General features: G+C 58.6%; 21 protein-coding genes. 14 read left to right on the forward strand and 7 right to left on the reverse strand.

All coding sequences use genetic code 11. The features are described 5' to 3' along the window. The first annotated feature begins 209 nt into the window (after positions 1-209). The gene (locus AACX78_RS09205; RefSeq protein ID WP_111588613.1) at positions 210-1,865 is read left to right on the forward strand and encodes a methyl-accepting chemotaxis protein; all 1,656 of its coding nucleotides are present in this window, start codon (positions 210-212) and stop codon (positions 1,863-1,865) included. 212 nt (positions 1,866-2,077) lie between these two features. Here the strand turns inward: AACX78_RS09205 and AACX78_RS09210 are convergent, their stop codons facing one another. Next, positions 2,078-3,820, reverse strand: coding sequence for a formate--tetrahydrofolate ligase (locus AACX78_RS09210; RefSeq protein ID WP_159166006.1), 1,743 nt, complete (start codon positions 3,818-3,820; stop codon positions 2,078-2,080). Positions 3,821-3,886: 66 nt separating this feature from the next. On the opposite strand from AACX78_RS09210, the gene AACX78_RS09215 reads away from it, so the two are divergent. Then, complete coding sequence (locus tag AACX78_RS09215) at positions 3,887-4,324, forward strand: hypothetical protein (protein WP_159166007.1); 438 nt, start codon at positions 3,887-3,889, stop codon at positions 4,322-4,324. 14 nt (positions 4,325-4,338) lie between these two features. On the opposite strand, the gene AACX78_RS09220 is transcribed toward AACX78_RS09215, so the two are convergent. Continuing rightward, positions 4,339-5,241, reverse strand: coding sequence for a LysR family transcriptional regulator (locus tag AACX78_RS09220; RefSeq protein WP_005309942.1), 903 nt, complete (start codon positions 5,239-5,241; stop codon positions 4,339-4,341). 110 nt (positions 5,242-5,351) lie between these two features. On the opposite strand from AACX78_RS09220, the gene AACX78_RS09225 reads away from it, so the two are divergent. The 4 genes from AACX78_RS09225 to AACX78_RS09240 all read left to right on the forward strand — a co-directional run bounded on the left by AACX78_RS09225 (position 5,352) and on the right by AACX78_RS09240 (position 8,360). Next, complete coding sequence (locus AACX78_RS09225) at positions 5,352-5,912, forward strand: YceI family protein (protein ID WP_058395707.1); 561 nt, start codon at positions 5,352-5,354, stop codon at positions 5,910-5,912. Beyond that, positions 5,912-6,649, forward strand: coding sequence for a hypothetical protein (locus AACX78_RS09230; RefSeq protein WP_159166008.1), 738 nt, complete (start codon positions 5,912-5,914; stop codon positions 6,647-6,649). Before AACX78_RS09225 ends, AACX78_RS09230 begins: the two co-directional genes overlap by 1 nt. Before the next feature lie 186 nt (positions 6,650-6,835). Further along, on the forward strand, positions 6,836-7,957 hold the full coding sequence (locus tag AACX78_RS09235; protein WP_159166009.1) for an adenosylhomocysteinase: 1,122 nt from the start codon (positions 6,836-6,838) through the stop codon (positions 7,955-7,957). A gap of 91 nt (positions 7,958-8,048) precedes the next feature. After that, positions 8,049-8,360 (forward strand): SelT/SelW/SelH family protein, encoded by a 312-nt coding sequence (locus tag AACX78_RS09240; RefSeq protein ID WP_005309953.1) that lies wholly within the window; start codon positions 8,049-8,051, stop codon positions 8,358-8,360. A gap of 107 nt (positions 8,361-8,467) precedes the next feature. On the opposite strand, the gene AACX78_RS09245 is transcribed toward AACX78_RS09240, so the two are convergent. Continuing rightward, positions 8,468-10,234, reverse strand: a complete 1,767-nt coding sequence (locus AACX78_RS09245) for a lysophospholipid acyltransferase family protein (RefSeq protein ID WP_159166010.1) — start codon at positions 10,232-10,234, stop codon at positions 8,468-8,470. Positions 10,235-10,430: 196 nt separating this feature from the next. Beyond that, positions 10,431-11,654: a peptidase T gene (pepT, locus tag AACX78_RS09250; protein ID WP_159166011.1), complete on the reverse strand. Its 1,224-nt coding sequence runs from the start codon at positions 11,652-11,654 to the stop codon at positions 10,431-10,433. Between the two features lie 1,080 nt (positions 11,655-12,734). Here pepT and speA point away from each other — a divergent pair. Continuing rightward, positions 12,735-14,636 carry a biosynthetic arginine decarboxylase gene (gene speA, locus AACX78_RS09255; RefSeq protein ID WP_159166012.1) on the forward strand — a complete coding sequence of 634 codons (1,902 nt, stop codon included), beginning with the start codon at positions 12,735-12,737 and terminating at the stop codon, positions 14,634-14,636. Between the two features lie 288 nt (positions 14,637-14,924). Beyond that, entirely contained in the window at positions 14,925-15,113 is a 189-nt protein-coding gene (locus tag AACX78_RS09260; protein WP_005309974.1) for a hypothetical protein, read from the forward strand. Between the two features lie 119 nt (positions 15,114-15,232). Here the strand turns inward: AACX78_RS09260 and AACX78_RS09265 are convergent, their stop codons facing one another. Further along, positions 15,233-15,520 (reverse strand): hypothetical protein, encoded by a 288-nt coding sequence (locus AACX78_RS09265; RefSeq protein ID WP_131731100.1) that lies wholly within the window; start codon positions 15,518-15,520, stop codon positions 15,233-15,235. A gap of 282 nt (positions 15,521-15,802) precedes the next feature. Then, entirely contained in the window at positions 15,803-17,098 is a 1,296-nt protein-coding gene (locus AACX78_RS09270) for an amino acid permease (RefSeq protein ID WP_201302822.1), read from the reverse strand. Positions 17,099-17,342: 244 nt separating this feature from the next. Between AACX78_RS09270 and AACX78_RS09275 the strand changes: the two genes are divergently transcribed. The 4 genes from AACX78_RS09275 to AACX78_RS09290 all read left to right on the forward strand — a co-directional run bounded on the left by AACX78_RS09275 (position 17,343) and on the right by AACX78_RS09290 (position 20,489). Continuing rightward, a complete protein-coding gene (locus AACX78_RS09275) occupies positions 17,343-17,726 on the forward strand; it encodes a Rid family detoxifying hydrolase (RefSeq protein WP_159166014.1) in 384 nt (127 codons plus the stop codon). 22 nt (positions 17,727-17,748) lie between these two features. Next, positions 17,749-19,038: an L-cysteine desulfidase family protein gene (locus tag AACX78_RS09280; RefSeq protein WP_159166015.1), complete on the forward strand. Its 1,290-nt coding sequence runs from the start codon at positions 17,749-17,751 to the stop codon at positions 19,036-19,038. A 68-nt stretch (positions 19,039-19,106) separates the two neighbouring features. Then, entirely contained in the window at positions 19,107-19,760 is a 654-nt protein-coding gene (locus AACX78_RS09285; protein ID WP_159166016.1) for a helix-turn-helix transcriptional regulator, read from the forward strand. Positions 19,761-19,901: 141 nt separating this feature from the next. Beyond that, positions 19,902-20,489: a histidine phosphatase family protein gene (locus tag AACX78_RS09290; RefSeq protein ID WP_159166017.1), complete on the forward strand. Its 588-nt coding sequence runs from the start codon at positions 19,902-19,904 to the stop codon at positions 20,487-20,489. Between the two features lie 49 nt (positions 20,490-20,538). Here AACX78_RS09290 and AACX78_RS09295 read toward each other — a convergent pair whose 3' ends face one another. Then, positions 20,539-23,682 carry a DUF3427 domain-containing protein gene (locus tag AACX78_RS09295; RefSeq protein ID WP_159167492.1) on the reverse strand — a complete coding sequence of 1,048 codons (3,144 nt, stop codon included), beginning with the start codon at positions 23,680-23,682 and terminating at the stop codon, positions 20,539-20,541. 154 nt (positions 23,683-23,836) lie between these two features. Here AACX78_RS09295 and AACX78_RS09300 point away from each other — a divergent pair, with 154 nt between their 5' ends. Together AACX78_RS09300 and AACX78_RS09305 are read left to right on the forward strand one after the other, a co-directional pair. Continuing rightward, positions 23,837-24,304 (forward strand): hypothetical protein, encoded by a 468-nt coding sequence (locus AACX78_RS09300; RefSeq protein ID WP_159166018.1) that lies wholly within the window; start codon positions 23,837-23,839, stop codon positions 24,302-24,304. A 164-nt stretch (positions 24,305-24,468) separates the two neighbouring features. Further along, positions 24,469-24,837, forward strand: coding sequence for a VOC family protein (locus AACX78_RS09305; RefSeq protein ID WP_159166019.1), 369 nt, complete (start codon positions 24,469-24,471; stop codon positions 24,835-24,837). Positions 24,838-24,951 lie beyond the last annotated feature (114 nt).

Here is a 24,951-nt window from a genome sequence, read left to right on the forward strand (position 1 = left end):
GGTTATGTTGGCCGCCGCCATGCCTCCCCGCGGGCCTGAACGGGCTTGTCAGGCAGGCACCCCGCACCCTTGAAAGGTTCTCGCCTCGCTCATGTAAGGATACATATTCATCAGGGCTGGATGAGCCGCCATGGATGGCAGTCACAGGTCCGTGCCGACAGGCGCGGATCAAACGGGCGCTATCTGTTCACTCATATCCAGGACATGCCATGAATACCAGTACCATGACCATAGGCAAGAAGCTCACCGCCGGCTTTGCCGTGCTCGGCCTGATGGTGGCCTTTATTGGCGGCTTCTCGCTGCTTGAGTTCAGCAACATGAACCGGGCCGCCATCGGTTTCACCGACAGCATTTTGCCCGCCGTCAACCGCACCAGTGCCATCGGCGAGAGCATCAGCGAGCTGCGCCGCTATGAGCTGGGATTCTTCCTGGTGGCTTCGGATCCGCAGAAAAAAGCGGAGTATCGCAGCGAAACCAGCCGCAGGTTTGAACAGGTCGCCCAGCAACTGGTCGAGCATGACGCCACCATCTGGGCGGAAGATGTGGAAGAGCGCCGCACTTTCGATACCGTCAAGGCTGACTGGGCCCGCTACGCGGCGCTGCACCAGAGGGTGAAACAGTTGCAGGATAGCGATCAGCTGGCGGCTGCCCAGCAGGTCTTCATGAGCGAGGGGATCCCGCTCTACCTCAACCTGACCAAGTCGGTCAGTGACCTCATTCGCATCAACCATGGCTATGCCAAGGCGTCGCGCAAGGTGGTGGTGGCCGCTTATGACTCCGCCAAGTTGAGCGTCACAGTATCGCTGCTGGTCGGTCTGGTGCTGGTGGTCGGCCTCTCTGTGGTGCTGACCCGTCAGATCCGGGACCCGCTCATCATGCTGGCCCGTCAGGCTCAGCGCATTGCCAACGGCGATCTGGGCAAGGGAGAGTTGCAGGAGTGGATCCAGGACAACCGCTTCAACCGCGACGAGCTGGGTCAACTGGGCTCGGCGCTCAACCGGATGCAAAACGCGCTGGCCAATCTGGTGAGCGAAATCGCCGGCTCCGTGAGCCAGCTCAGCAGCGCCGTGGAGGAGGTGAGTGCCATTTCCGAACAGTCCGCTACCGGCATGGCTCGCCAGCAGAGCGAGGTTTCCCAAGTGGCTACCGCCATGAACGAGATGCAGTCCACGGTCAACGAAGTGGCCCGCAATACCACGGATGCCATGAGTGCGGCCAAGGATGCTTCCCATACCTCGGCCCAGGGCAACCAGGTGGTGCGCAGCGCCATCAGCAGCATCGAGGATGTGTCGGTCAAGATTGAACAGGCGGGAGTCGTGGTGCAGCAGCTGGAGACCGACAGCGCCAACATCAGCATGGTGCTGGACGTTATTCGCGACATCGCCGGCCAGACCAACCTGCTGGCGCTCAACGCCGCCATCGAGGCCGCCCGCGCGGGTGAGCAGGGTCGTGGTTTTGCGGTGGTGGCGGACGAAGTACGCTCCCTGGCGCAGCGTACCCAGGACTCCACTGCCGAGATCAGCAAGATGATAGAGCTGCTGCAGAGCCGCGCCGCCGAGGCGGGCAGCGCCATGCAGCTGAGCCGTCAGCAGATGCAGGCGAGCGTCGGGTTGGCGCGGGATGCGGGCAGCAGCATAGATACCATCAATGGGGCCGTCACCCAGATCACCGACATGAACACCCTGATCGCCACCGCCACCGAGGAGCAGAATGCGGTGACCGAGGAGCTCAACCGCAGCATAGTCAACATCCACAATGCCGCCGACGAGAACGCCCAGGGGGCGCAGCAGACTGCCCAGGCCTGCGTCGAACTGAGCAAGCTGGCCACCTCGCTGCATCATATGACCCAGCGCTTCACCCTCTAGGGGCAAACCCGTCACTTAACGGGTGACCGCTGTTATAAAACAAGGCCCCGCCAAATTGGCGGGGCCTTGTTGTTTCTGGCGATCTTGAGCATGGAGAGCGTCAGCTCAGTCCGACTATCTCGCCGCCTTCGTCGATGTCGATATGGCGATAATTGGTGGCAGGCTGCCGAGGCTGTGGCTTGGCCTGCAACTGCTGACACTGCCATCAACCATCAGCTCAGTCCGACTATCTCGCCGTCATCATCGATGTCGATATGGCGATAGGCCGGCAGGCTGCCGAGCCCCGGCATTGTCATGATGGGGCCCGCCAGCGCATAGACGAAACCGGCACCGGCGCACAGCTTCACCTCGTCGATGGGCACCTCGAAATCAGTCGGCACTCCCTTTTTGGCGGGATCGTGGCTGATGGAGAGCGGCGTCTTGGCCACGCAGATGGGCAGGTGATCCCAGCCTGCGGCCGAGAGCGCAGCCAGCTGGCGGCGTGCTTTGTCAGAGAGGATGACACCACGGCCGCCATAGCCGCACTCCACCAGGGTGGCGAGCTTGGCACACAAGCTCATCTCATCGGGATAGAGCAGCTGGATCTGGCTTGGCATCTCGCAGGCAGCGACCACGGCCCTGGCCAGTTCACTGGCGCCCGCACCGCCCTCTACAAAGGCGGTCGAGATGGCTGCACCACAGGCACCGGCTTGGCGCGCCTCGCGCATCAGCAGATCCAGCTCGGCCTGGCTGTCGGTGGGGAAGCGGTTAACCGCCACCACAACGGGCAGTCCATAACGGCGGGCGTTGTGGATGTGCCAGGCGAGGTTGGCGCAGCCTTTCTCAAGGGTGGGCAGGTCTTCCCCCAGGAGGCTCTTGGGCAGCGGTTGACCGGGACGGATATCGAGCAGGCCGCTGTTGGCCTTGAGGCCGCGTACCGTTGCCACCAGTACCACGCAGGCTGGTGTGATGCCGGACTGGCGGCTCTTGATGTTGAAGAACTTCTCCAGCCCCATGTCGGAGCCAAAGCCGGCCTCTGTCACCACATAGTCGGTCAGTTGCAGCGCCATGCGGTCGGCGATCACAGAGGAGTTGCCGTGGGCTATGTTGGCAAAGGGGCCGGCGTGCACCAGCACAGGGGTCTGCTCCGTGGTCTGCATCAGGGTCGGTTGCAGCGCGTCTTTGAGCAGCACCGTCATGGCGCCGGCGACTTCCAGTTGCTCGGCCGTGATGGGTTGGCCCTGGCTGTCGAGGGCCAGCTGGATGCGGCCGATGCGAGCGCGCAAGTCTTTCAGATCGCTTGCCAGCGCCAGAATGGCCATCAGCTCGGAAGCCGCCGTGATGACGAAACGATCCGTGCGCTCCACCCCATCGGCCGGGCAGCCCTGGCCTATGGTGAGGTGGCGCAGGGCGCGATCGTTCATGTCGAGGGTGCGCGGCCAGAGGATGTTGGCGGGATCGATATCGAGTCTTGCCAGCCCGGTCCTGGCGGTGAACTGACTGCCGAGTTTGGTCTCATGGAACAGGCGGGCATCCAGCGCGGCGGCCGCCAGGTTGTGGGCGGCGGTGAGGGCGTGGAAGTCACCGGTCAGGTGCAGGTTCATCTCCTCCATTGGCACCACCTGGGCGTGACCACCCCCGGCGGCGCCCCCCTTGACCCCGAATACGGGACCTAGGCTCGGCTGGCGTATGGTGGCCATGCTGGGCTGGCCTATGTGGTTGAGCCCCATGGAGAGACCCAGAGTGGTGACCGTCTTGCCCTCACCAAGGGGCGTTGGCGTGATGGCGCTCACCAGCACCAGCTTGCCCGCTTTTTTGCCGGGCTTGCTGGCGGCTTGCTTGAGCAGTTCGAGACTGAGCTTGCCCTTGTAGTGGCCGTGAGGGCTGAGCAGATGGGCCGGGATGCCCAGGCGCGAAGCCAGGGCCTGGATGGAGAGACGGGGGGACTGGCGGGAGATCTCGATATCGCTTAGCATCAGCACCTCGTTGGCATGTCAGGTCAAATATGCGGCGCAGTCTAGTGGAATCAACAGGGTTATCCAATGAGTAATAACATTTTGTCCGGCAGTCGTGAGCTGCATCTAACACCCATACAGCTGGATCTCAATGCGCTCTACCATCCTCCCAAGCGGCCGCTGACTGCTCTTGGCGTGATCAGCACCTTCATGCCGCTGTTTGGCTATGGCTGGCAGGCGATGACCCAGGATCCCGAGACCCACTTTCGCCATGAGCTTGGCAAGCGCATCAACAAGCACAAGACGGATGAGGCCAACCTCATTCTGATGTTGCAGCTGGCTGGCATGCTCGATTGCCACTGCCTGCACATCACGCTGCCCTATACCCTCGGCGAGGAGCTGCTCGCCACCTTGCAGCGCCGTCTGCCGCGCTGGCAAATAACGCAGACCGATCAACTGCTGGTGGCCGAGCTGCCGTTGCCCGCCGCACCAGCATCCCCACAGTCCGACTCCTCTGCATCATAAATCCCGGCACTGGCTCACGCTTTGCGATCCCAGTAGTGCGGCGCCAGGTAGCGCTCCTGCACGAACTCGATAAAGCAGCGCACCTTGCCGGAGACGAATCTGCGATGGGGGTAGAGGGCATAAAGCCCCACCTGCCCCTTCTCCCACTCCGGCAGCAAGGGGACCAGCTCCCCTGAACGCAGCGCATCCCCGACGATGAAGGTGGGCTGCAAGATAATGCCCTGATGATCGCAGGCGGCCCGGGTCAGGGCTACGCCATTGTTGGCCCGAAGTGGCCCCTGCGGGCGCACGCTCAGCTGTTCTCCTCCCTGCTTGAAGACCCAGTCCGGCTGGGTCAGGGTATAGATGAGGCAGTCGTGCTGCTTGAGATCCTCGGGGCTGTTCGGGGTGCCCCTGCGGGCCAGATAGGTGGGGCTGGCACACACCTCCAGCTTCATCATGGCCAGCGGCTTGGCGACCAGAGAGGAGTCCGGCAGGTTGCCGATGCGCAGCGCCAGATCGAACCCCTCTTCCACCAGGGCCACCCGCCGGTCGCTGTACTCTATTTCCAGTTTCAGATCCGGGAAGCGTTCACGAAACAGCGGCAGGGCAGGGGAGAGATGCAGGTAGCCAAAGTCCATCGGCACGGACAGCTTGAGGGTGCCCTGGGGCTGCTGGTTGTTGCGGGTGAGCTGGCTGTGGGTCTCTTCCAGCTCTGCCAGCAGGGCCTGGGAGCGCTGGTAGTAAAACTGTCCCGCCTCAGTGGGGTTGACCTGACGGGTGGTGCGCGACAGCAAGCGGGTGGAGAGGGACTCCTCCAGTTGCTGCATCAGCTTGGAGGTCATGGCGACCGAGATGCCGAGCTGGTTGGCGGCCTTGGTAAAACTCTGACATTCCACCACCTTGATGAAGGTGCGCATGGCGGCTATCTGGTCCATCTTTCACTCTCAGTTGATAATTATTTTAATAAATCGCTGATTATCTATTCCGATATGGAGGTTAGCATCTTGGTTGTTGTTGTGAACCCCCAATATGAAGGAACGAACGGATGAAAATGACTCAGGCCCTGCTGGCCTCCTGCCTGTTTATGGCGGCTCCCCTGATGGCGGCCGATTACGACGTCGATGCGGCTCACACCACAGTCCAGTTCAAGGTGGGGCACCTCGGCTTCTCCGAGCTGGTAGGCCGTTTCAACACCTTCAGCGGCACCTTCAGCATGGACGATGCCAACCCGGCAGCGGCCAAGGCGAGCTTCGAGATCGACGCCGCCAGCGTGGACTCCAACCATGAAGCCCGCGACAAACACCTGCGCAGCCCCGATTTTCTGGACGTGAAGCAGTACCCCAAGATGACCTTCGTCAGCACAGCGTATGAAGGGACCAAGGAGAAGGGCGTATTGAAAGGCACCCTGACCCTGCACGGCGTTGCCAAGGAAGTGGCGTTTGACCTGGTCAAGATTGGTGAAGGCAAGGATCCCTGGGGCGGCTATCGCAGCGGCTTCAACGCCTCTACCACCATCAAGCGCAGCGACTTTGGCGTGAACTACATGTTGCCGGGTATCCCGGACGAGATGAGCATCAATCTGTTCGTCGAAGGTGTGCGCAAGTAATGGGCGCAGCACTCTTGCTACAAACCCTGGCGGCCCCTTTGGGGGCCGCTTTGCTGTCATGGCGCTGGCCACGCCTCGGGTATCTGTGGGGCGCCCTGGCGCTCTGGCTGGTGGGCTGCTTGCTGGGTGGAGTCTATGGCGTGCCGGTCAAGGCGTGGCAGTGGCTGCCACTGGCCTTGCTGGTGCCGGCGATTGCTGCGCAACTGGCAGACAAGCGGGCCGCGTTGTTGCTGTTCGCGGGGCTCGGTGTCCTGGTGTGGTGGCAGGGGCTCGCCTCTGTGCTGACCAGTGAACCGCGGATCTGGCTGGCGCTGCTGCCTGCCATCGTCTGGGTTGGCTGGACTGATCTGCGTGGTGACAGCCGGGAAGGGCTGGGCTTTGCCCTTGGCTTTATCTGGCTGGCGCTGGTGATCGGTATTGATGGCAGTCTGCTGATTGCCCAGCTGGCCGGGGCGCTCGCTGCCTTTGCCGGTTTCCGTGCCCTGATCGCTGTGTTTGCGGGTGTGACCGCCACCCCTGCGGCCCTGGCCCTGGCGCTCGCCTTTATGCAGATGCTTGCCTGGCAGTATGTGGAAGTACCGCTCACTGTCTTGCTGCCGGTCTGGCTGCTGCCCCTGCTGGAGTGGACCCTGCGCAACAAACCTTGGCTACAGCGCTGGCTTGTGCTGATCCTGTTGGCGGGGGCGGGCACGGGGTTGAGTCTGTGGAAGGTGTGGCCCGAGGCCTCTCTCTACTGATTTTTAGCATAAAAAACAGGCTATTAACGCTAAAGTTGCCGACCTCGTCATAGTCTGTACAGATAAAGATTGAGCCACTTGGTGGTTTCAGATAAAAAGGATTTTCAATTATCTGGACACACACAGAACCCGGTCATGCCGGGTTTTGTTTGCCTGCATGTTTGCGGCGCGCTAAGGAGGCCACAGTTGCGCAGTCAAGGATCTGAGCATCTGTTTTTTCGCCATTTCACCGAGCAGGGACGTCTCGACGGTCTCTGCATCCTGCTGGTTACCCATCTGCTTCCCGATCGCCCCCAGTTTATCCAGGCCCTCGCGCAAATCGGGCGTATCGGCGCCATCCTGCCCAAACCCAAGTCAGTACACGGACCGACCCTGACCTGGGCCCAGCAGCACTATCCCGTGCTGCCACTGAACCGGCAGTGGACCAATGCGCCGCAGGGGGTGATCGATCATATCGCCCCCTTGGTCGCCCCCCACGAGCGGCTCATCATACTGGATATAGGTGGCTACTTTGCCAAGACCCAGGCGACCCTGAGCGAGTATTTCGGTCCCCGTTTTCTCGGTGTGGTGGAGATGACCGAAAATGGTCATCAGCGCTACGAGCAGGAGGTGCTGGCCACCCCTGTCATTTCGGTGGCGCGCAGTCCCCTCAAGCAGGCCGAGGATATCCAGATTGGCCTGAGCGTTGTCTATTCCGCCGAGTCGCTGGTCCGTACCCTCAACCGTACCTTCAACGTCTGCCAGGCTGCCCTGTTTGGCTATGGCAAGGTGGGACGCAGCATTGCCCGCGAGCTCAGGTGCCGCAATTTGCACCTGGAGCTGGTGGAGACAGATGTGCTGCGCCAGGTGGAGGCGCTCTCCCACGGCTTTAAGCTGGTGGGAAAAGAAGAGGCCCTCAGCCGGGCCGAGCTGGTGATCTGCTCCACCGGCAACGGCTCGCTGGACCTGGCCGATTTGCAGCGGTTGCGCCCCGGCACCATGCTGGCGTCGGTCACCTCGGCGGATGACGAGTTTGCATTTTGTCTCTCCCAGTTGCCCTGGCCAAGCCAGGAGGTGTGCCCCCATGTGCTGGCGCTGACGCGCCCGGATGGCAGTCAGATTTTTTTGCTCAATCGGGGGGAGGCGGTCAACTTCGTCCATGGCGCCGTCATCGGCGAATATGTCTATCTGGTGCTGGCGGAGATCATCGAAGGGGTGCGCCAACTGGCGCAGCAATCCATGGCCCCCGGCTTGTTCGATCTGCCGCAATCGACCATGCGCATCATAGCCCGCCACTGGTTGGCCGATTTTCACGGGGTCAGCCAATAAGCGAGGCAGGTCGCGCATCTGCTTTTTGAGCAAGGCATGGCGGGCTGTTATTGGTTTATCATCCGCTGGCCGATTTTTATGGAGTGATTCAATGACCGACGTACAGAGCCCCATCAGCAAGCCCCGTATCGAAATTCGTTACTGCACCCTCTGTCGCTGGATGCTGCGCGCTGCCTGGCTGGCCCAGGAGCTGCTATCCACATTTGACAGCGATCTTGGCGAGGTGGCGCTGGTGCCTGCCAGCAAGGGGGAATTTCGCATTCTGGTGAATGGTGTGCTGGTGTGGGACAGGGTGGCCGACGAGGGTTTTCCCGAGGCGAAAGAGATCAAGCAGCGGGTGCGCGACATTATCGCCCCACAGCGGGATCTGGGTCACTCGGATCGCAAGCCCGCCGGTGAGTGATGGCCGGGGTTCGCATTTAACAATGTGGATATGAGCGATTCGGATACAAACAGGGAGGCGGCGGCCTCCCTGTTTGTTGTCTGCCCGTCACTGTCTGTGACGTATGCTCAGGCGCGCGCCGCTGTGGCGGCGGGTGTCCTGCCTTGTTCATCCAGATGGGGGCCATCGGGCTGGTCGCCAATCTGCTGGCTGCCGATATAGCGGGCCCGCTTGTGGGGTTTGATGCGACTCACGTCCACCCACACCAGGCCATCGATGCAGTGGTTGAAATCGGGGTCTATGCCAAAGTCCATAAACTGCACACCCCCCGGTTCGCACAGCTCGGAATACTGCTTGTAGAGGGTGGGGATGGCGCAACCCAGGTTGTCGAGCCGGGCCTTGAGCGCCTTGAGATCCGTCCCGTAATCCTGCCCCTCAAATAGCGGCAGCGTCTCGGGATAGGGGCGACGGGAGGGCGCCAGCGCCAGCTCGGGGGCAAAGTGCTGGCGATAGAAGCTCACCAGCAGATCCTTGGCCGCTGGCGGCAGGCTGCCGGAGAGTGAGACGGGTCCGAACAGGTAGCGGTAGTGGGGATAGCGGGCCAGGTAGGCGCCGATGCCGAACCAGAGGTAGTCCAGCCCCCGTTTGCCCCAGTAGGCAGGCTGAATAAAGCTGCGCCCGAGCTCGATGGCCAGCTCAAGTCGTGGCAGCAGCCTGGCTTCAAAGCCGAACAGGGTGTGGCTGTAGAGGCCATCCAGCCCCTTGCTCGCCATCAGCTCGGCCACAGGGGCGAAGCGATAGGCGCCTATGATCTCGAGCCTGGCCGGATCCCACAGGATCAGGTGGTGATAGTTATCGTCGAAGCCATCGAGATCCCGCCGTTTGCCCGAGCCTTCCCCCACGGCGCGAAAGGCGATCTCCCGCAGACGACCGAGCTCGCGCAGTATCACCGAATGGCTCAGCTCGTGGCGCCGGTAGAGGTAGATCCCCTGACCATCGGGGGTGTGGCCGAGAGCTTCACACGCCTCTATGGCCTGCTTGAGCTGACGGCGCTCCTCCGGCTGGGCAATGGGGGCCTCGGTCGCCAGCTTGCCCTTCTTTCCTCTCCCGATACGATAGAGGTGGCTGCGCACCAGTTGCGCCGCCGTCTTGGCAGGCAGGTCGCGAAAGCTGTCGACGGGAATGCGCGCCCCTATGGTGATGGGGATGCGCCCCCCTTGCTGGCGAAACAGTTGCTTGACCAGCAAGAGCCCCGCCCAGGCGTTGTTGAGCCAGGCGCCGAGATAGAACCCCAGGCCATTGCGCCCGCCGACGTGAATGGGCACCAGCGGGGTGCGGGTGCGTTGGGCCAGCTTGATAAAGCCCCCTTGCCAGGGGCCATCCTTCACCCCCTTGATGCCGAGTCGCGACACTTCGCCGGCGGGGAAGATCACCAGGGCCCCCTCGCTGGCCAGATGCTCGCCCATGGCCAGAATGGCGCGCCTGTCCGTCTTGCCATGCATGTTGTCGACCGGCAGCAGCAGAGGGCGCAGCGCCGTGAGTTGTGCCAGCAGCTGGTTGGCGACTATCTTCACGTCCGGCCGGATGCGGCCGAGCAGGCGCAGCAGCGCCAGCCCGTCCAGCGACCCTATGGGATGGTTGGCCACTATGATGACCCGGCCGCTGCTGGGTATGTGCTCCAGCTCCGCCTCGCTCACCTTGTAGTCAAAGTCGATCTGTTGCAGCGCCTGCTCGACAAAGTCGAGGCCGCGCAGATGGGGGTAGCTGCTGGCAAAGTGCTGGAAGGCCTTCTCGTGCAGCAACCAGCGCAGGCCCTGGCCAAGCAGGGGGCGCAGCACTGGGTTGTTCGAGAGATGGGGGAGGTGCTGTCGTAGCAGGGTATCGACGCTGAACATGGGGCTGGGCTCCGGTGATCCTTTGCCCCAGCATGTGCCGCCTCTGTTCCCGCTGTGTGTCTGCGGTATGACAATTTTGTGGCAGGGGCTGCTTGTTACTCTGGTGTACGCATCTCCTGTTCCCTCTCTTTGCTGGCCACGAAATGACCGTGTGATGGCGGGGCGAGCCCATTGTCTCGCCCCGCACGAACCCGGGTTATCCCCGCCAGGCTGAGGTCAGCCGCACCAGCGCCACCAGGGTGGCGACCGCTTTTTCCATGGATTGCAGCGGGATGAACTCGTGCTTGCCGTGGAAGTTGTGACCGCCGGTAAAGAGGTTGGGGCAGGGCAGCCCCATAAAGGAGAGGCGGGCCCCATCTGTGCCGCCACGGATGGGTTTGATCTTCGGCACCACGTCGGCCGCCAGCATGGCAGCCCTGGCCAGCTCGACTATGTGCATGTGCGGCTCTATCTGGCTGCGCATGTTGCGATAGCTGTCGGTCAGGGTGAGCTCGATGCGGGCCTTGGGGGCATCCAGCTGCAGGGAGGCGACCCGCTCCTTGAGCTGGGCCTTGCGGGCGGCGAAGGCGTCATCATCAAAGTCGCGGATGATGTAGTGCAGGGTGCTTTCCTCAACTGTGCCGCTCATCTGGGCCAGGTGGAAGAAGCCCTCGTAACCGTCAGTACACTCCGGGGTCTGCTCGGGGGGCATGGCTGCATGAAAGCGGGCGGCCAGGGTCTGGCTGTTGAACATGCAGCCCTTGGCGGTGCCGGGGTGAACATTGTTGCCCGTGATGCGCACAGTGGCGCTGGCGGCGTTGAAGTTCTCGTATTCGAGCTCCCCCAGCTCGCCACCATCGACGGTATAAGCCCATTTAGCCGGGAATCTGTCCAGGGGGAAGAGGTCGGCGCCACGGCCTATCTCTTCATCCGGGGTGAGACCGACCCAGAGATCGCCGCGGGGGATCTCGGGGTGGGCCAGCAGATAGTCGATGGCGGTGAGGATCTCGGCGATCCCGGCCTTGTCATCGGCCCCCAGCAGGGTAGAACCGTCGGTGGTGATGAGATCCTGCCCCAGGTAGTTTTTCAGGCAGCGGTATTGGCGAATGGCCAGTACCTCGTCCCCCTTGCCCAGGCAAATATCGCCTCCCTGATAGCTTTCGATGATCTGGGGCACCACCTGCTCGGCGGCGTAATCGGCTGTGTCCATGTGGGCGATGAGGCCGATGGCAGGGGCATCAGACTGGTTGCCCGGCAGGCAGGCGGTCAGGTAGCCGTGCTCATCCAGGGTGACCCGGGTCAGCCCCATCTGCTCCATTTCATCTCGCAGGGCCCGGGCAAAGATCAGTTGCCCCTCGCTGCTGGGACAGGCGGGATTGGTCGCATCGGAGCGGGTATGAAAAGTCACGTAACGCAGAAAACGCTCAAGCAGGGTATCCATTGGCAAGCCTCACACTTCAAACCGGTAATGGAGGGCCATTTTGGCCAATCAGGTTGAGAGTCTTATTGCGTCAGCGCAGGTTTTCCCCATTTTCTGACGCAGCGGCCAGGGAGGTATTGAGTCGGAGGGGGCAGTTTGTTGTCATTTTTCATGCATGAAAATAGCGTTTTTATTGATACACAAGCATCGCCATAACGACAGGGAATCCCCTGAACTGCCCCCTGACAAGGCATGCAGCCTGCCATGCCCCGAGAGCCGGCTTTTCATGGGGGGCAACCGCAGGGGAATATTCTGCGCCATCCCAGAGCCAGCCTGCCTGGCAGCAAGATTTGCTCACCTTATTAAAAGCAGTTTTTGAACACTATTTTTTATTGTCACCGCTGGCGGTAAGTGTGTACACTCCGCGCCGATCCAAGGGTAACTCTGAAGCAGGCAGACGCCACCAGAGACCTGAAAGATCATACGCCTATAGGGCGAGGCACGCAGAAACGACAGACACTGCTGGGGTATGGTTTCTTTAATACCGGTTAGGCTCCGGTATCAGGGAGAACAACGGACACTCATTAACCATCTGACCGAGTGAGCCAGCGGCTCATCATCTTCCCTTGTCATGGGCGGTCACTGGTGTTGGGTAGGCTGTGGTTGTTGTCGTCTATCAACACGCTTGCGTGCTGACGCCTTCGCTTATCTTCCTTGAAACCTCCCTTGTCGTTGTGATGGTGCCGAATGATGAACTGACGGCGTGGCTGATGCTGTCTGTCATCAAAGTACCGCGGCGCCCCCGTTAAGGTGGCACCGCATACCGTTGAGCTTGATGTAAAGCCACCAGCCCCACATCAAGACTCGTTACTTCCCAAGATCCACCAGGCAGCCTTTGGCTTGCCGCGATGTGCAATAGCTGGATGTGATGGAAGGTAACAAGTGGTGAAACGAAGGCGGTCATCCGTCGCGCTTTCATGACTCGTTGCTGTTCAGATCCCACCAGGCAGCCTTGGCTTGCCGCAACTTGCAATCGATGGTCTGGATGTGATTGAGGGTAACGAAGGCGGCCACTGGTCGCTCATTTGCGAGGCATAGCCCATGACTAACTGGTCCAGCAAGGACTCCTTGAAGGTCTACAACGTTCCCTACTGGGGTGCGGGTTTTTTCAACATCAATGACGCCGGTCATGTGACCGTCGCTCCCGACAAATCGCGCCCTGATGCACACATTGTCATCTCTGATGCCATCGAACAGTTGCGCCAGTCCGGTTTGACCACTCCCGTGTTGCTGCGTTTCCCCGACATCCTCAAGAGTCGGGTCGATGCACTGTTCAACGCTTTTGGTCAGGCCATCGAGAAGTCAGGCTATGAAGGGGATTACCTCTGTGTTTACCCGATCAAGGTAAACCAGCAGAGTCGAGTCATCGAGACCATCAGCCAGTCTTACAGCGACAAGCCACGGCTTGGCCTGGAAGCGGGTTCCAAACCGGAGCTGCTGGCCGTGCTCTCCCATCACCATGAGCAAGGCTCGGTGATCGTCTGCAACGGTTACAAAGACCGCGAATATATCCGCCACGCCCTGCTCGGCAACCTGATGGGCCACAAGGTCTACATAGTGGTGGAAAAACCCTCCGAACTGGAAATGGTGCTGGACGAGTCAGCTCGCCTCAACATCAAGCCCAATATCGGGGTGCGTGCCAAGCTCGCGTCCACCGGCTCTGGCATGTGGGAATCGAGCGGCGGCTCCATGTCCAAATTTGGTCTTTCCGCTTCCCAGATCCTGGCGCTGGTCGAGCGTTTGCGTAGCCTGGACAAGCTGGATTGCCTGCAACTGCTGCACTTCCATCTGGGCTCCCAGATCGCCAACATCCGTGACATTCAGGGCGGTATCCGCGAGTGCGGTCGCTTCTATTCCGAGTTGCGTCGTCTGGGTGTGCCCATCGACGTGGTCGACGTCGGCGGTGGCCTGGGTGTGGACTATGAGGGCACCCGCTCCCAGAGCCATTGCTCCGCCAACTACAGCCTGTCCGAGTACGCCAACAACGTGGTATGGGGCATAGGCGATGTGTGCCGCGAGTTTGATCTGCCGCACCCTACCATCATCAGCGAGTCCGGCCGTGCCCTGACCGCTCACCACGCCGTGCTGGTCACCAATCTGATTGGTGCCGAAGGGGTGGAGATGAGCGACATCAGCGCGCCGGATGAGGATGCACCGACCCTCCTGCAGAACATGTGGAAAGGGTGGCTGGATCTGCGCGGTGAAGATCCCTCTTTGCTGGAAATCTTCCACGACTCAGTGGCGGATCTGGGTGATGTGAATGCCCAGTACACCATGGGCTTGCTCAATCTGGAGCAACGCGCCTGGGCCGAGATGCTGCACCAGAACACCTGTCTGGCACTGAAAGAGATGCTCAACCCGGTCAACCGCAACCACCGCGCCCTGGCCGACGAGCTCTCCGAGAAACTGGCCGACAAGTGCTTTGCCAACTTCTCCCTGTTCCAGTCCCTGCCGGATGCCTGGGGTATCGGTCAGGTGTTTCCCGTGATGCCGCTGACCGGGCTAGATCGTCCGCTCAGTCGTCGTGGCATCCTGATGGACATCACCTGTGACTCCGACGGTCAGGTTGAACACTACGTCGATGGCCTGGGTGTCGAAAGCACGCTGCCGATGCCTGAATATGCCGAGAACGAAGTGTGCCACGTCGGCTTCTTCCTGGTCGGTGCCTATCAGGAGATCCTCGGAGATCTGCACAACCTGTTTGGTGACACCCACTGCGCGGAAGTGTGTCTCGATGAAGAGGGCAAGATGGACATTCGCAATGTGGTGCGCGGCGATACCGTCGACCAGCTGCTGCGTTACGTCAACATCGACCCCTCCGTCATTCGCGAGAACTACCAGCGTATCGTCTCCCACCCGGCGCTTGACGACGCGACCCGCAAAGCCCTGCTCGACGAGCTGGAGCTGGGTCTGCAAGGCTATGCCTATCTGGAAGACGAATAAGCCTCTGGCTTGTTCGCCCCGTCGGTGGAAATAAAAAGACGGGAATGAAAAAACGGCGCCTTCGGGCGCCGTTTTTGTTGATGGCATTTTATGCCCTTTCCGAGAGCAGGGAGGCGGACAGCCATCTTCATATGAGTGGTGGATGGCGGTAGTGCGCGGCTCAGGGCCCGGATCCGGCAGATATCCGCCTCAGCCAGCCTCTTCCCTTGATCTGCATCAAACCTGTGGTGGGCGGGTTATTTTACGGTCAGGAGTGATGTGGGTGGTATGTAACAAAAGGATGTGACTATGGAACTGGAAAGGGACCCGAGATGCTATACCGACCTCTGTATCGACGGTAAGTGGTATCACTATGACCACTGCAGCACACATGTCTACATGCTGATGGGGGGCGCGGCCCCGAGTCTGGAGCTGACCCACGAGCCCCGCAGCGAAGAGGAGCTGATCGAGATGCTCCAGCAACTGGCCCGCTTCTGACGCAGGCTATCTGCTGCTCGTCACATGGCCATCGGACACCTTGCCGCGATGGCCACTTATCGTCTCTTGTTGGTTTTCTGCTAACGATGCCTGCTGGCGACTTCTGTCAACCAGTCTTGTCAGCGCGTTTTGCCGCCCAACAACCCCTTGCCGACGTCCATCAGGGCGATCGCCGCGGCGTAGCCACTGTCTGATTTGCCCATCTCGTCCGCCAAGTAGAGGAAGTTGGATTTGTATTTCTCGACGGCCTCACTGCGACTCGCGGCATCGATAAAGTCTTCCTGCACCTCGAATCCCTGCGCCAGCAGCGCCTCTTTCTCGGTCAGAAAGGTGGGGGAGGCCATGTCGATAAAGGTGTACTGCTGCCGGTTGGATGCCGGAATGGAGAAAAACTGGTATCTAGCCATGTGCGATTCCTTGCCTGAACAGGTGATAAATGATGTGACCTTCTTCTCGTCGAACTGTCCCCTTGAGCGCCATGATAAAGTGGCCATAAAAAGTAACGTTCGAGTCTTGTTTTGTTCGAGATTACCCTGACCAAAAGCACGGCACAACGAAAATATGCGACTTTTTTCGCCAAGAAAAATAATGCAGCAGATGTCATGGCAGCAAAAGCCAGACCCCATCAGGGCTGGCTTTGCAGTTCATGTGCCGAGGGGCTCGACAAGGACGTAGTCAGTTGAATGTCATCAGTTGAACGCCAGGAAGGGCGAGACACAGAGCAGCAGGCCGGTGATGATGATGATGTAGAGGGAGATCCCCTTGTACTTGTGCAGCGCCGGCACCTGATAGACCAGATAGGCCGGGATCAGGCATCCCACCATGCCGAAGATGGGGCTGCAGATGGAGGTGAAGCTCAGCACGGGGGCGTTGAGCACGATGGCGCCCCAGGAGAGCAGCACGGTGAACAGCATTATGCCCTTGCCCACCAACCCCTTGTTGATGCGATCCTCGGGCATCATCCGGCGCAGCAGGTTCATGGCCAGCCCCTGGCAGGCTTCACGAAAGCCCAGGTAAACCCCGAAGTAGGCGGTCATCACCGCGAAGATATTGAGAGTCAGGCTCAGCAGTTTGAGGGTCTGGCCCGGCATGCCCTGGGCTACCATCGCCAATGCCGAAATGTTCTCTTCGGAGGCTTTGACCGCCTGCTCGTGACCCATGGCTAGGGTGAAGGATACCGCGTAGAAGAACACCACCACGAACAGGATGCCGAAGGCGATGTTCATGGCGCGCATCGCCTTGAAGCGGGCCACTTCCAGCGACTTCTCACGGGATCGGTAGGAGATCACCATGGGGCTCAGACTCTGGATGAAGAGAATGGAGGTGAGTGTGAAGGGCAGCATGACAATAGCGTCCTTCAGCCAGTTCCCGGCGGTCGGCATAGCGGTGATGTTGGCGGCATCCCACTTGTCCACCATCATCAGGCCGAGCACGGCCACCACGCTTATTTTGGTCAGCACCATGAAGGTTGAGATCTTGAACAGCAGGTTCTCGCCACGGGAAGCCAACGCCACCAGGCCGCAGATCAGCACCAGACCGTAGAAGGGGTTTTCCGAAAGCAGCTGAGTGGTGACGCCAAAGCTCTGCAGGAAGGAGGCGCTGTCATTGGTGATGGCGGTGGAGTAGACAAACACCCAGATCACCAGCATCACGAAGTAGAGGGCGCCGAGCAGCATGCCCCAGTTCTTGCCGAGATAGCCGGTGATGACGCTGGGGTAATCCTTGCACTCGGGCGAGGTGGCCAGGGTATTGATGAAAAGGCGCTGGAACATATACATGGCTGGGTAGCCGATCACCGCCGACAGCAGAAACACCCAGAGGCCCATCAAGCCGACCTGCACCGGCAAAAAGACGATCCCCGCACCGATGGCCATGCCGATGCTCATGATGATCCAGCCCCAGTCGGTGCTGTCAAAACGAACCGCTTCTTTCCATTCCAGCGTGCCCATGGCGGGCCGGGTAAGTGTCGTACTGTGAGCGTCCATAAAGTACCTTCTTTTTGTAGGGTTAAAATCATAATGCAAATATAGTTGAGTAAAAAAGGATTAAACAACGATTTTTTTACCTGCTTTTCTAAAACAAAGAGATTGATCACGCTTAAATAGGGATTTGAACCTAATTTATGACTTTATTTAAAAATTTAGTTGAATTTTTAATATAAAAATCAAATAATGTTGAGCGAGACATGATTGTTGTGTGCAAAAAAAATTGAATAAATGAGGTGGCTACATGAAACGTATCATCACAGCAACAGCGACACCTGACGCTATTGGTCCCTACAGCCATGGCACCGCCTATGGTGACCTTATCTTTACGTCCGGCCAGTTGCCCGTGTGCAAGCAGCAGGGCGGGGTGGTGGCAGGGGGCATTGCCACCCAGACTCGCCAGTCGCTGGAAAACCTGAAAGCCGTGCTGGAAGCCGCTGGCGGATCGCTGGAGACAGTGCTCAAGACCACCTGCTATCTGGCCGACATCACGGATTTCGCTGCCTTCAACGAGGTCTACCAAGGCTATTTCCAGCAAGATTGCCCGGCCCGCAGCTGCTTTGCAGTGAAAGACCTACCCATGGGCGTCAAGGTCGAAGTAGAAGCGATCGCTCATATCGCCCGTTAATGCGGCTAAAAAGGTGCAAGTGATGAAACCAGCGTGGCAGCAGTATCTGCAGATTATTCAACAGGTTGTCAAACCGGCACTGGGCTGTACCGAGCCAGTCGCCGCCGCTTACGCCGCCGCGGTCGCCGCCCGGCAACTGGGATGCGCACCTTGTCGCCTCGAGGTGGTGGTGTCGGATAACCTCTACAAGAACTCCATGGGTGTGTATGTACCGGGCACCGGCAAGATAGGGCTGGCCATTGCGGCTGCCGCCGGCGCCCTTGGTGGCAACGCCGAGGGCGGACTGGAAGTGCTGGCCGCCATTGAGGCTGATCAGGTGGCCAGAGCCCAGGCGTTGATCGATGCCGGAAACGTGCAGGTGAGTCGCACTGCCGCTCCCGAATTCATCTACTGCCGGGTGACTGTGTTTGGTGTTGATGAACAAGGGGAAGAGCACAATGCCGACGTGACCCTGTGCGGTGGCCATACCCGCATTGTCGAGCAGCGTCGCGATGGCAAGGTGACCTTCAGTGCCGAGCAGAACCAGAGTGGCACCACAGGGGCCATTTGCGATGGGGTGGAGATCAGCATCGCCGCCATTCATGAATTCGCTAGCCAGGTGCCGTTTGATCAGATCCGATTTATCCTCCAGGCCAGCGAGCTGAACGGCAAGCTCTCCGCCGAGGGGATGAATAACCCCTATGGCCTCGAAATTGGCCGCACCATGCAACAGAACATCCATGCCGGCCTGATTGGTGAAGATGTGATGAACCGTATCGTGATGATGACGGCGGCCGCCTCCGATGCTCGTATGGGAGGCGCCAGCCTGCCCGCCATGAGCAACTTCGGCAGCGGCAATCAGGGCATTGCCGCCACCATTCCGGTGATGGTGATTGCCGAGCGCTACGGCGCCAGCGAAGAGCAGCTGGCGCGGGCACTCATCATGAGCCACCTGGGAGCTATCTACATCAAGTCTCACTATCCGCCGCTCTCTGCCTTCTGTGGCAATACGGTGACCAGCGCGGCAGCGGCCATGGCCATGGTCTATCTGGCAGGTGGCAGCTTCGAACAATCATGCTTCGCCATCCAGAACGTGCTGAGTGACAGTGCCGGTATGGTGTGTGACGGGGCCAAAGCCTCCTGCGCCATGAAGGTGAGCACCTCCTCAGGCGCGGCGGTGCGTGGCTTTCTGATGGCCCTTAACAGCCACTCGGTATCGGGGCAGGGGATCGTCTCTGACAACGTGGAACAGACCATCCGCAACATAGGTCAGATGGTGATACAGGGCATGGCTGCCACAGATACCACCATTATTGATATCATGTCTGCCTGAGTGCTTCTGTCGGCTGCTGCCCCGCGTGCATTGCGCTGGTGCAGCAGCCCTTTCCAAAAGGTCCCAATGTGAAGCTGCAAGAGTTGAGCCCGACAGATTTCGAGATCCTCAAGGCGATGGAGATCATAGTGGACGGTATCGCCGCCATGTATGGTCAACATACCGAGGTGCTATTGCACAGCCTGGATGCGCGTAATCCTTCCATCATCAAAATTGCCAATGGCCATATCACCGGTCGCAGTGTCGGTGCCCCCATCACCAACCTGGCGATGATGAAGCTCAAGAGCGGCCAGGATATCTCCAGCCCCTATATGACCAAGTGCGCCACCGGCAAGACACTGCGCTCACTGACCACCGTCATTCGCAACGGCGAGCAGCAGCCGATCGGGCTGCTTTGCATCAACAGTGACATGGATGCCCCGCTGCAATCCGTGCTGCGCACCATGATGCCGGAGTGCATGAGCGCCCACGAGAATCACGCCACCCCTGAGGTCTTCGCCCGCAACATAGACGAGGCCCTCAACAGCACCATAGACACCGTCAGTGCCGAGGTACGTGGCAACGACGCCGTGCCGCCGTCACAGAAGACCCGGGTCATGGTCAAGCAACTGCATGATCTGGGGATCTTCGAGCTCAAAGACAGTGCCCAGATAGCCGCCCGCCAGCTCGGCATCTCGGTGCACTCCATCTACCGCTATCTGCGGGAAATCAAAAAGGGCTGAGCCCGCCCAGCCTGAACGCCGTGGCAGGAACCGGGTCAATCCTGACCCGTTTGCCCGCCAATCGCTGTCATATGAGTCTCCATTGCCCCACTCATCTGTTATCTTCTGACCTTTCGTCTGTCTCAATTTGCTGGAGAAATCATGTCTCGAACCCTCTATCTGCTTCGTCACGGCCAGACCCGCTATAACGCCGAGCAGCGGTTACAGGGGCGCTGCAATTCCGACCTGACTGACAAGGGGGAGGCGCAGGCCACCGCCATGGGTGCTCGTCTGCGCGATGTGCTGGACGAACCCGCACGCTGGACTCTCTACGCCAGCCCCCTTGGCCGAGCTCGGCAGACGGCGCTGTTGGTATGCCAGCAGCTGGGGCTCGATAGTGAGCGCATCGTCTGGGATGCGCGACTGGTGGAGTTGAACATGGGGGAGTGGGAGGGCTGCCGGGTATCGGATCTGGTGGCAGCTCACCCCGAGCTTGATATCAGCCAGCCGGACTGGTATCTGCAGGCGCCCGGTGGTGAAGATTTTCAATGTATTCAGCGCCGGGCCCAACAGTGGCTGCAGGATGATCGCATTGCCGAGCGTGCCATCGTGGTTTCCCACGGTTTGTTTGGCGCCATGCTGCGCGGTGCCTATGCTGACATCGACTACACCACCACCTGGTCACAAGACCTGCCGCAGGATGCTTTCTTCAAGCTAAATGACGGCCAAATCGAGCGGATTGAGTGCTGACCCCGACGAAAACGGCTCGCCACTGGCGAGCCGTTTTCTTTAACAGGAGTTAGCCAATCGCCAACTTTGCTGCTTCTTTCCACATGAAGGGGGGCATCGGAGTAGTCAACCGCCATTTGATGTTCATCGGTTGGCTGCCGCTATGGGAGATGTACTCCACCTCACCAAAGTTCACAAAGCCAAGGGTGCGGCCAAATTCATCTTTGCTCTGCTCACGGACGAACAAAAACAAACGCTTACCCTCTGCTTTGTGGTTTATGTAACTCAGCCCCTTACCCCGCTCGGGGCGAGCGCTGTTTTGGCTCTGCCAATGGAACAGTGACTCGTTGATGGCGTAGTCGTGATAACGGGTAGTGGGGGAGAAGTGCTGCTCAGTTTTATTCAGCGTTACAAACAGCAACTCGATATTTTGCTCTGCGATGACATATACCCCTTCGCGAGCCGTGGGTTGCTGCGCGAAGGTGGTCGCGCCAAAGCCAACCAGCACCTGCTCTCTGGCATAACGGGCATGCAGTTGCAGTGGATTGCCGGGAAGGTCAGGCATGGCCAGTTGCTCGTGTTGCACCTGGTTGATCAGCATGGGTAATAGATCTGCCAGCTCGGCTCTCAATTCTGGTTGATTGAGTTGTTTCAGGCTGTGCGCCAAGGAGCTAAAGCCTGCAGTGGGGCCGCTCTGTTGCCAGAAGTCGTAGTGGCACATCAAGGCCATACGTTCATCGTGCTCGGCCGTTAAGGTAAAGGCGTCTGCCACCAAGGTTTGTAGGAAGTTCAAGTAATGGAGCGCATCGCAGCCCAATAGCCGGGTTTTGATAGCCCGGGTGTAGAGGGTGGATAGCTTTTCATCGCTCATTTCTGAAACAGAGTGGTTGCGGGCCTGTTTGACTAAGGCGCTCCAATTGCCGCGCTTGTAGATCTCCTCAAGGCTGATGTGAGGGTAGAACTTCAAAAAGTTCGCCAGCGTCAGCGGTAAATCGCAATCCTGTGAGAAACGGCGGATCAGGCCCATGAGGCGCGAGGTATTGAGAGTCGCCTTCTTGATATTGCTCAGAATTAACTCTTGGGTCTGTTTTGAGAGCTCGATGCGGCAACCCAATGGGGCATGGGGAAAGCCTTGTTTGATTTCGTGGCTGATCGCCTTATTGGTTTTACCCACCAGTGCCCGGAATTTCTGGGCAAAGTCATATTCCGCATGGGCATTGCCAACAAAGTCCAACACGGTGCAGCACTCTTTATTACTCGCCAGCCGCAGGCCCCGCCCTAATTGCTGCAAGAAGATGGTGAGGCTTTCCGTTGGTCGTAAAAACAGCAAGGTATCGACTTCCGGGATATCGACACCTTCGTTAAAGATGTCCACCACGCAGAGAATATTGATAACGCCGGTACGCAAATCCTGTTGTTTACTATGGCGCTCGTCTCGGTTATCGCTGGTGAGGATGTCAGCCTTGATGCCCTTCAATAAAAATGCCTTGCACATAAAATCGGCATGTTCGCGGCTCACACAAAATGCCAGCGCTTTGATCTTGGTAATATCGGTGACGATCTCATCGAGGCTCTGGACTATTTTCTGTACCCGCTGCTGATTGTGGGTATAGATATTGGTGAGCTCAGTGATGTCATAACGACCATTTTTCCAAGCGACTTGGCGCAAGTCAGTATCATCATCGATACCAAAATATTGGAATGGGCAGAGATGGCGACGATTGATGGCCTCGGGCAAGCGGATTTCTGCTGCGATCACACCACAAAAGTCCGCAAGAATATCACCGCCATCATGGCGCTCTGGCGTTGCGGTCAATCCCAACAGAATGTGAGGATCAAAGGCTGCGAGCAAACCACGATAACTGGCCGCCGCAATATGGTGAACCTCATCGATGACGATGTAATCGAAATAGTCTGGGCTAAGGCGCAACGTAGCCAGCTGGTTATTCAAGGATTGCATCGAGGCAAATAGCTGACGGTAGTGGGTTGGCACGGCGCCGCCGACCAAGAGTTCGCCAAAATTGGATTGCTTGAGCACACCGCGGTACGAGGCCAAGGCTTGGCGCAAGATCTCCTCTTTGTGGGCGACAAACAGAAACTTGGCGTCGGGTTTGGTTTTCAGAAAACGTGCAAAATCAAAGGCGGAGATCAGGGTTTTCCCTGTACCGGTGGCCGCAACCACCAAGTTACGAAAGCGCTGATGTAAAGCGCGCTCCATCGCCAATTGCTCAAGGATCTCCTGTTGATGGGGAAACGGCGTGATATCAAAGAAATAGGCAGGACTATTTTTGTCACCATCCCCACGGGCCTCTTGCAGCGCATGCTTTAATTTCGTGCGGCTTTCGAGCTTGCCATCGAACAGCTCAAAATCATCGGACTCCCAATAGGTTTCAAAGGTACTCAGGGATTTCTCGATAATATGAGGGATCTCTTGCGAGGTGATTTTTAGGTTCCACTCCAAGCCACTGGTGAGGGCAGAATGAGAGAGGTTGGATGAACCTATATAGCCGGTATGAAAGCCAGTATTTCGGCAAAAGAGATAGCTTTTAGCATGCAACCGCTCGCGCTGGGTGTTATAGCTGAGTTTGACTTCAGTGTTGGGCAGGCTAGCTAAAAATTCGACCGCCTTGGCGTCGGTTGCCCCCATATAAGAAGTGGTAATCACTTTTAATTGGCGGCCGCTGCGAGTGAACTCTTCCAGCTCATGACGGAAAATACGGATACCTGCCCATTTGATAAATGAGACCAGCCAGCAGATGCTATCTGCCGATAATATCTCCCGTTTAATCTCCGACTCCATCGACAAACCCGCATTGCTGCCGCAGAACAGCTCACTTTGCGTCAGACCTGTCAGAGGGAAAATATCCTCGGCATATTGCTTTAAATTGGCTGAGATGGGGTTATCCAACTGGTAGAGCGCTGTCAGAATTTTTCCCTGACTATTGATGAGGTTCTCGCCAATAAAGTCTGGGTCTTGCGTGCGATCCTTTAGCCAAAGCAATAACTGGTTAGCCAGCTCAATCTGCCGTTGCAGCTGATCCTCTCCAGTGACCGAGCCCACCGCATATTCCAAAACCCGGCTCAGAAATCGCGATAACCAGACTGCCGCTTCGGCAGGTTCAAGCTGGCGTTCCCCTACGTAAAAGCGCTCGCGGTCGAGTCGAGATGTCAGCAGTTGAGTAATGAGTTGTTCATAAATACCGCATTGTTGCATCGCACACAGGCCTTGAACGTTGTACATGAGGGTGGCGAGAAGAGTATCATTTTTCCCAACCAAATCAGTAAGCTGTTGTCGCCTGTTACTCGTTTGAAAATCGCCCCGGTTTTCGGTAATAAAGCCCGGCAGTGACAACCACAGGGAGGTGGTGATGGATCCGGTTTCTTATCTTTTTTCGGCCTATCTCAATCTGGTACAGCAGCAGGTGTCGGATCACTACGGCACAGAGCCCAAGACGCTGGTGGTGGAATATGAGGGGGAGCAGGTGCCCTTTGCCTTCCAGTTCTGGCAGATCCAAACCAAAAGTGTCTGCCGTCCCTATGAGCAAGATGTGCGGCGTTTCAGTCAGTGCACGGTCAAGGCGGCTGCTCTGTTTCAGACGCTCTGCGATGGTCTGACCCGACAGGATGACAGCAGCTGGCAACTGCCCAAATTTCACACCATGTACTGCTCGGCGGCCATCATCTATCGGCCGATGATCGCTGAAATTGGGGATAACAAGCAGAGTCCGGCCAAGCTGGCGGAGCGCGCCTGTAATCAGGTGATTCTGGCTGCGATGGACAGTGACGATGAGACCTTACTGGCCCAGCGCGACAAAGCGTGCGCTGCGGTGCAGTGAGGCGGATTTATCTGACAACATACTCACTTGGCCTGTCTGTGCGCGCCACGACACACATCTGTACCCCTTGCCGGGTATGATGGGGTGGCCCACGGTTGTGGAAAGTGTCGGGCATTCATGGGCATATGCCTGCTACATCAGCCAGATCACCACCAGGAGGAACCATGATCAGCCATATCGACCATCTGGTATTAACGGTCAGTGATATTGAGCGGGCCGTGGCGTTTTACAGTTCGGTGCTCAAGATGGAGGCCATCACCTTTGGTGCAGGGCGCCGGGCGCTGCGTTTTGGCAACCAGAAGATCAATCTGCAATTGCCGGGGCAGGAGTCGCGCAACCGGGCTCAGGTGGGGGCGGGGGATCTTTGCCTCATCACCCGTTGGCCGCTGGCACAGGTTATCGACCAGCTTGCCAGCCACGGGGTGGCGATAGTCGAAGGGCCCGTCACCAAAAGCGGCGCCTGCGGGCCGATAGAGTCAGTCTATTTCCTCGACCCGGATCAGAACCTGATTGAAGTCAGCATCTATCCCTGAGCCATCACCCACGTCGGCATCATCAACAAAAGGGGCCGTCAATTGACGGCCCCTTTTGGTTGCGGCTCCCTATTTTTCTGTACTACGTGGTGAGGCGGGATGGCCTTCTTTGGC

This window comes from Aeromonas sp. 9A (assembly GCF_963900955.1).
Taxonomy (GTDB): domain Bacteria; phylum Pseudomonadota; class Gammaproteobacteria; order Enterobacterales; family Aeromonadaceae; genus Aeromonas; species Aeromonas salmonicida.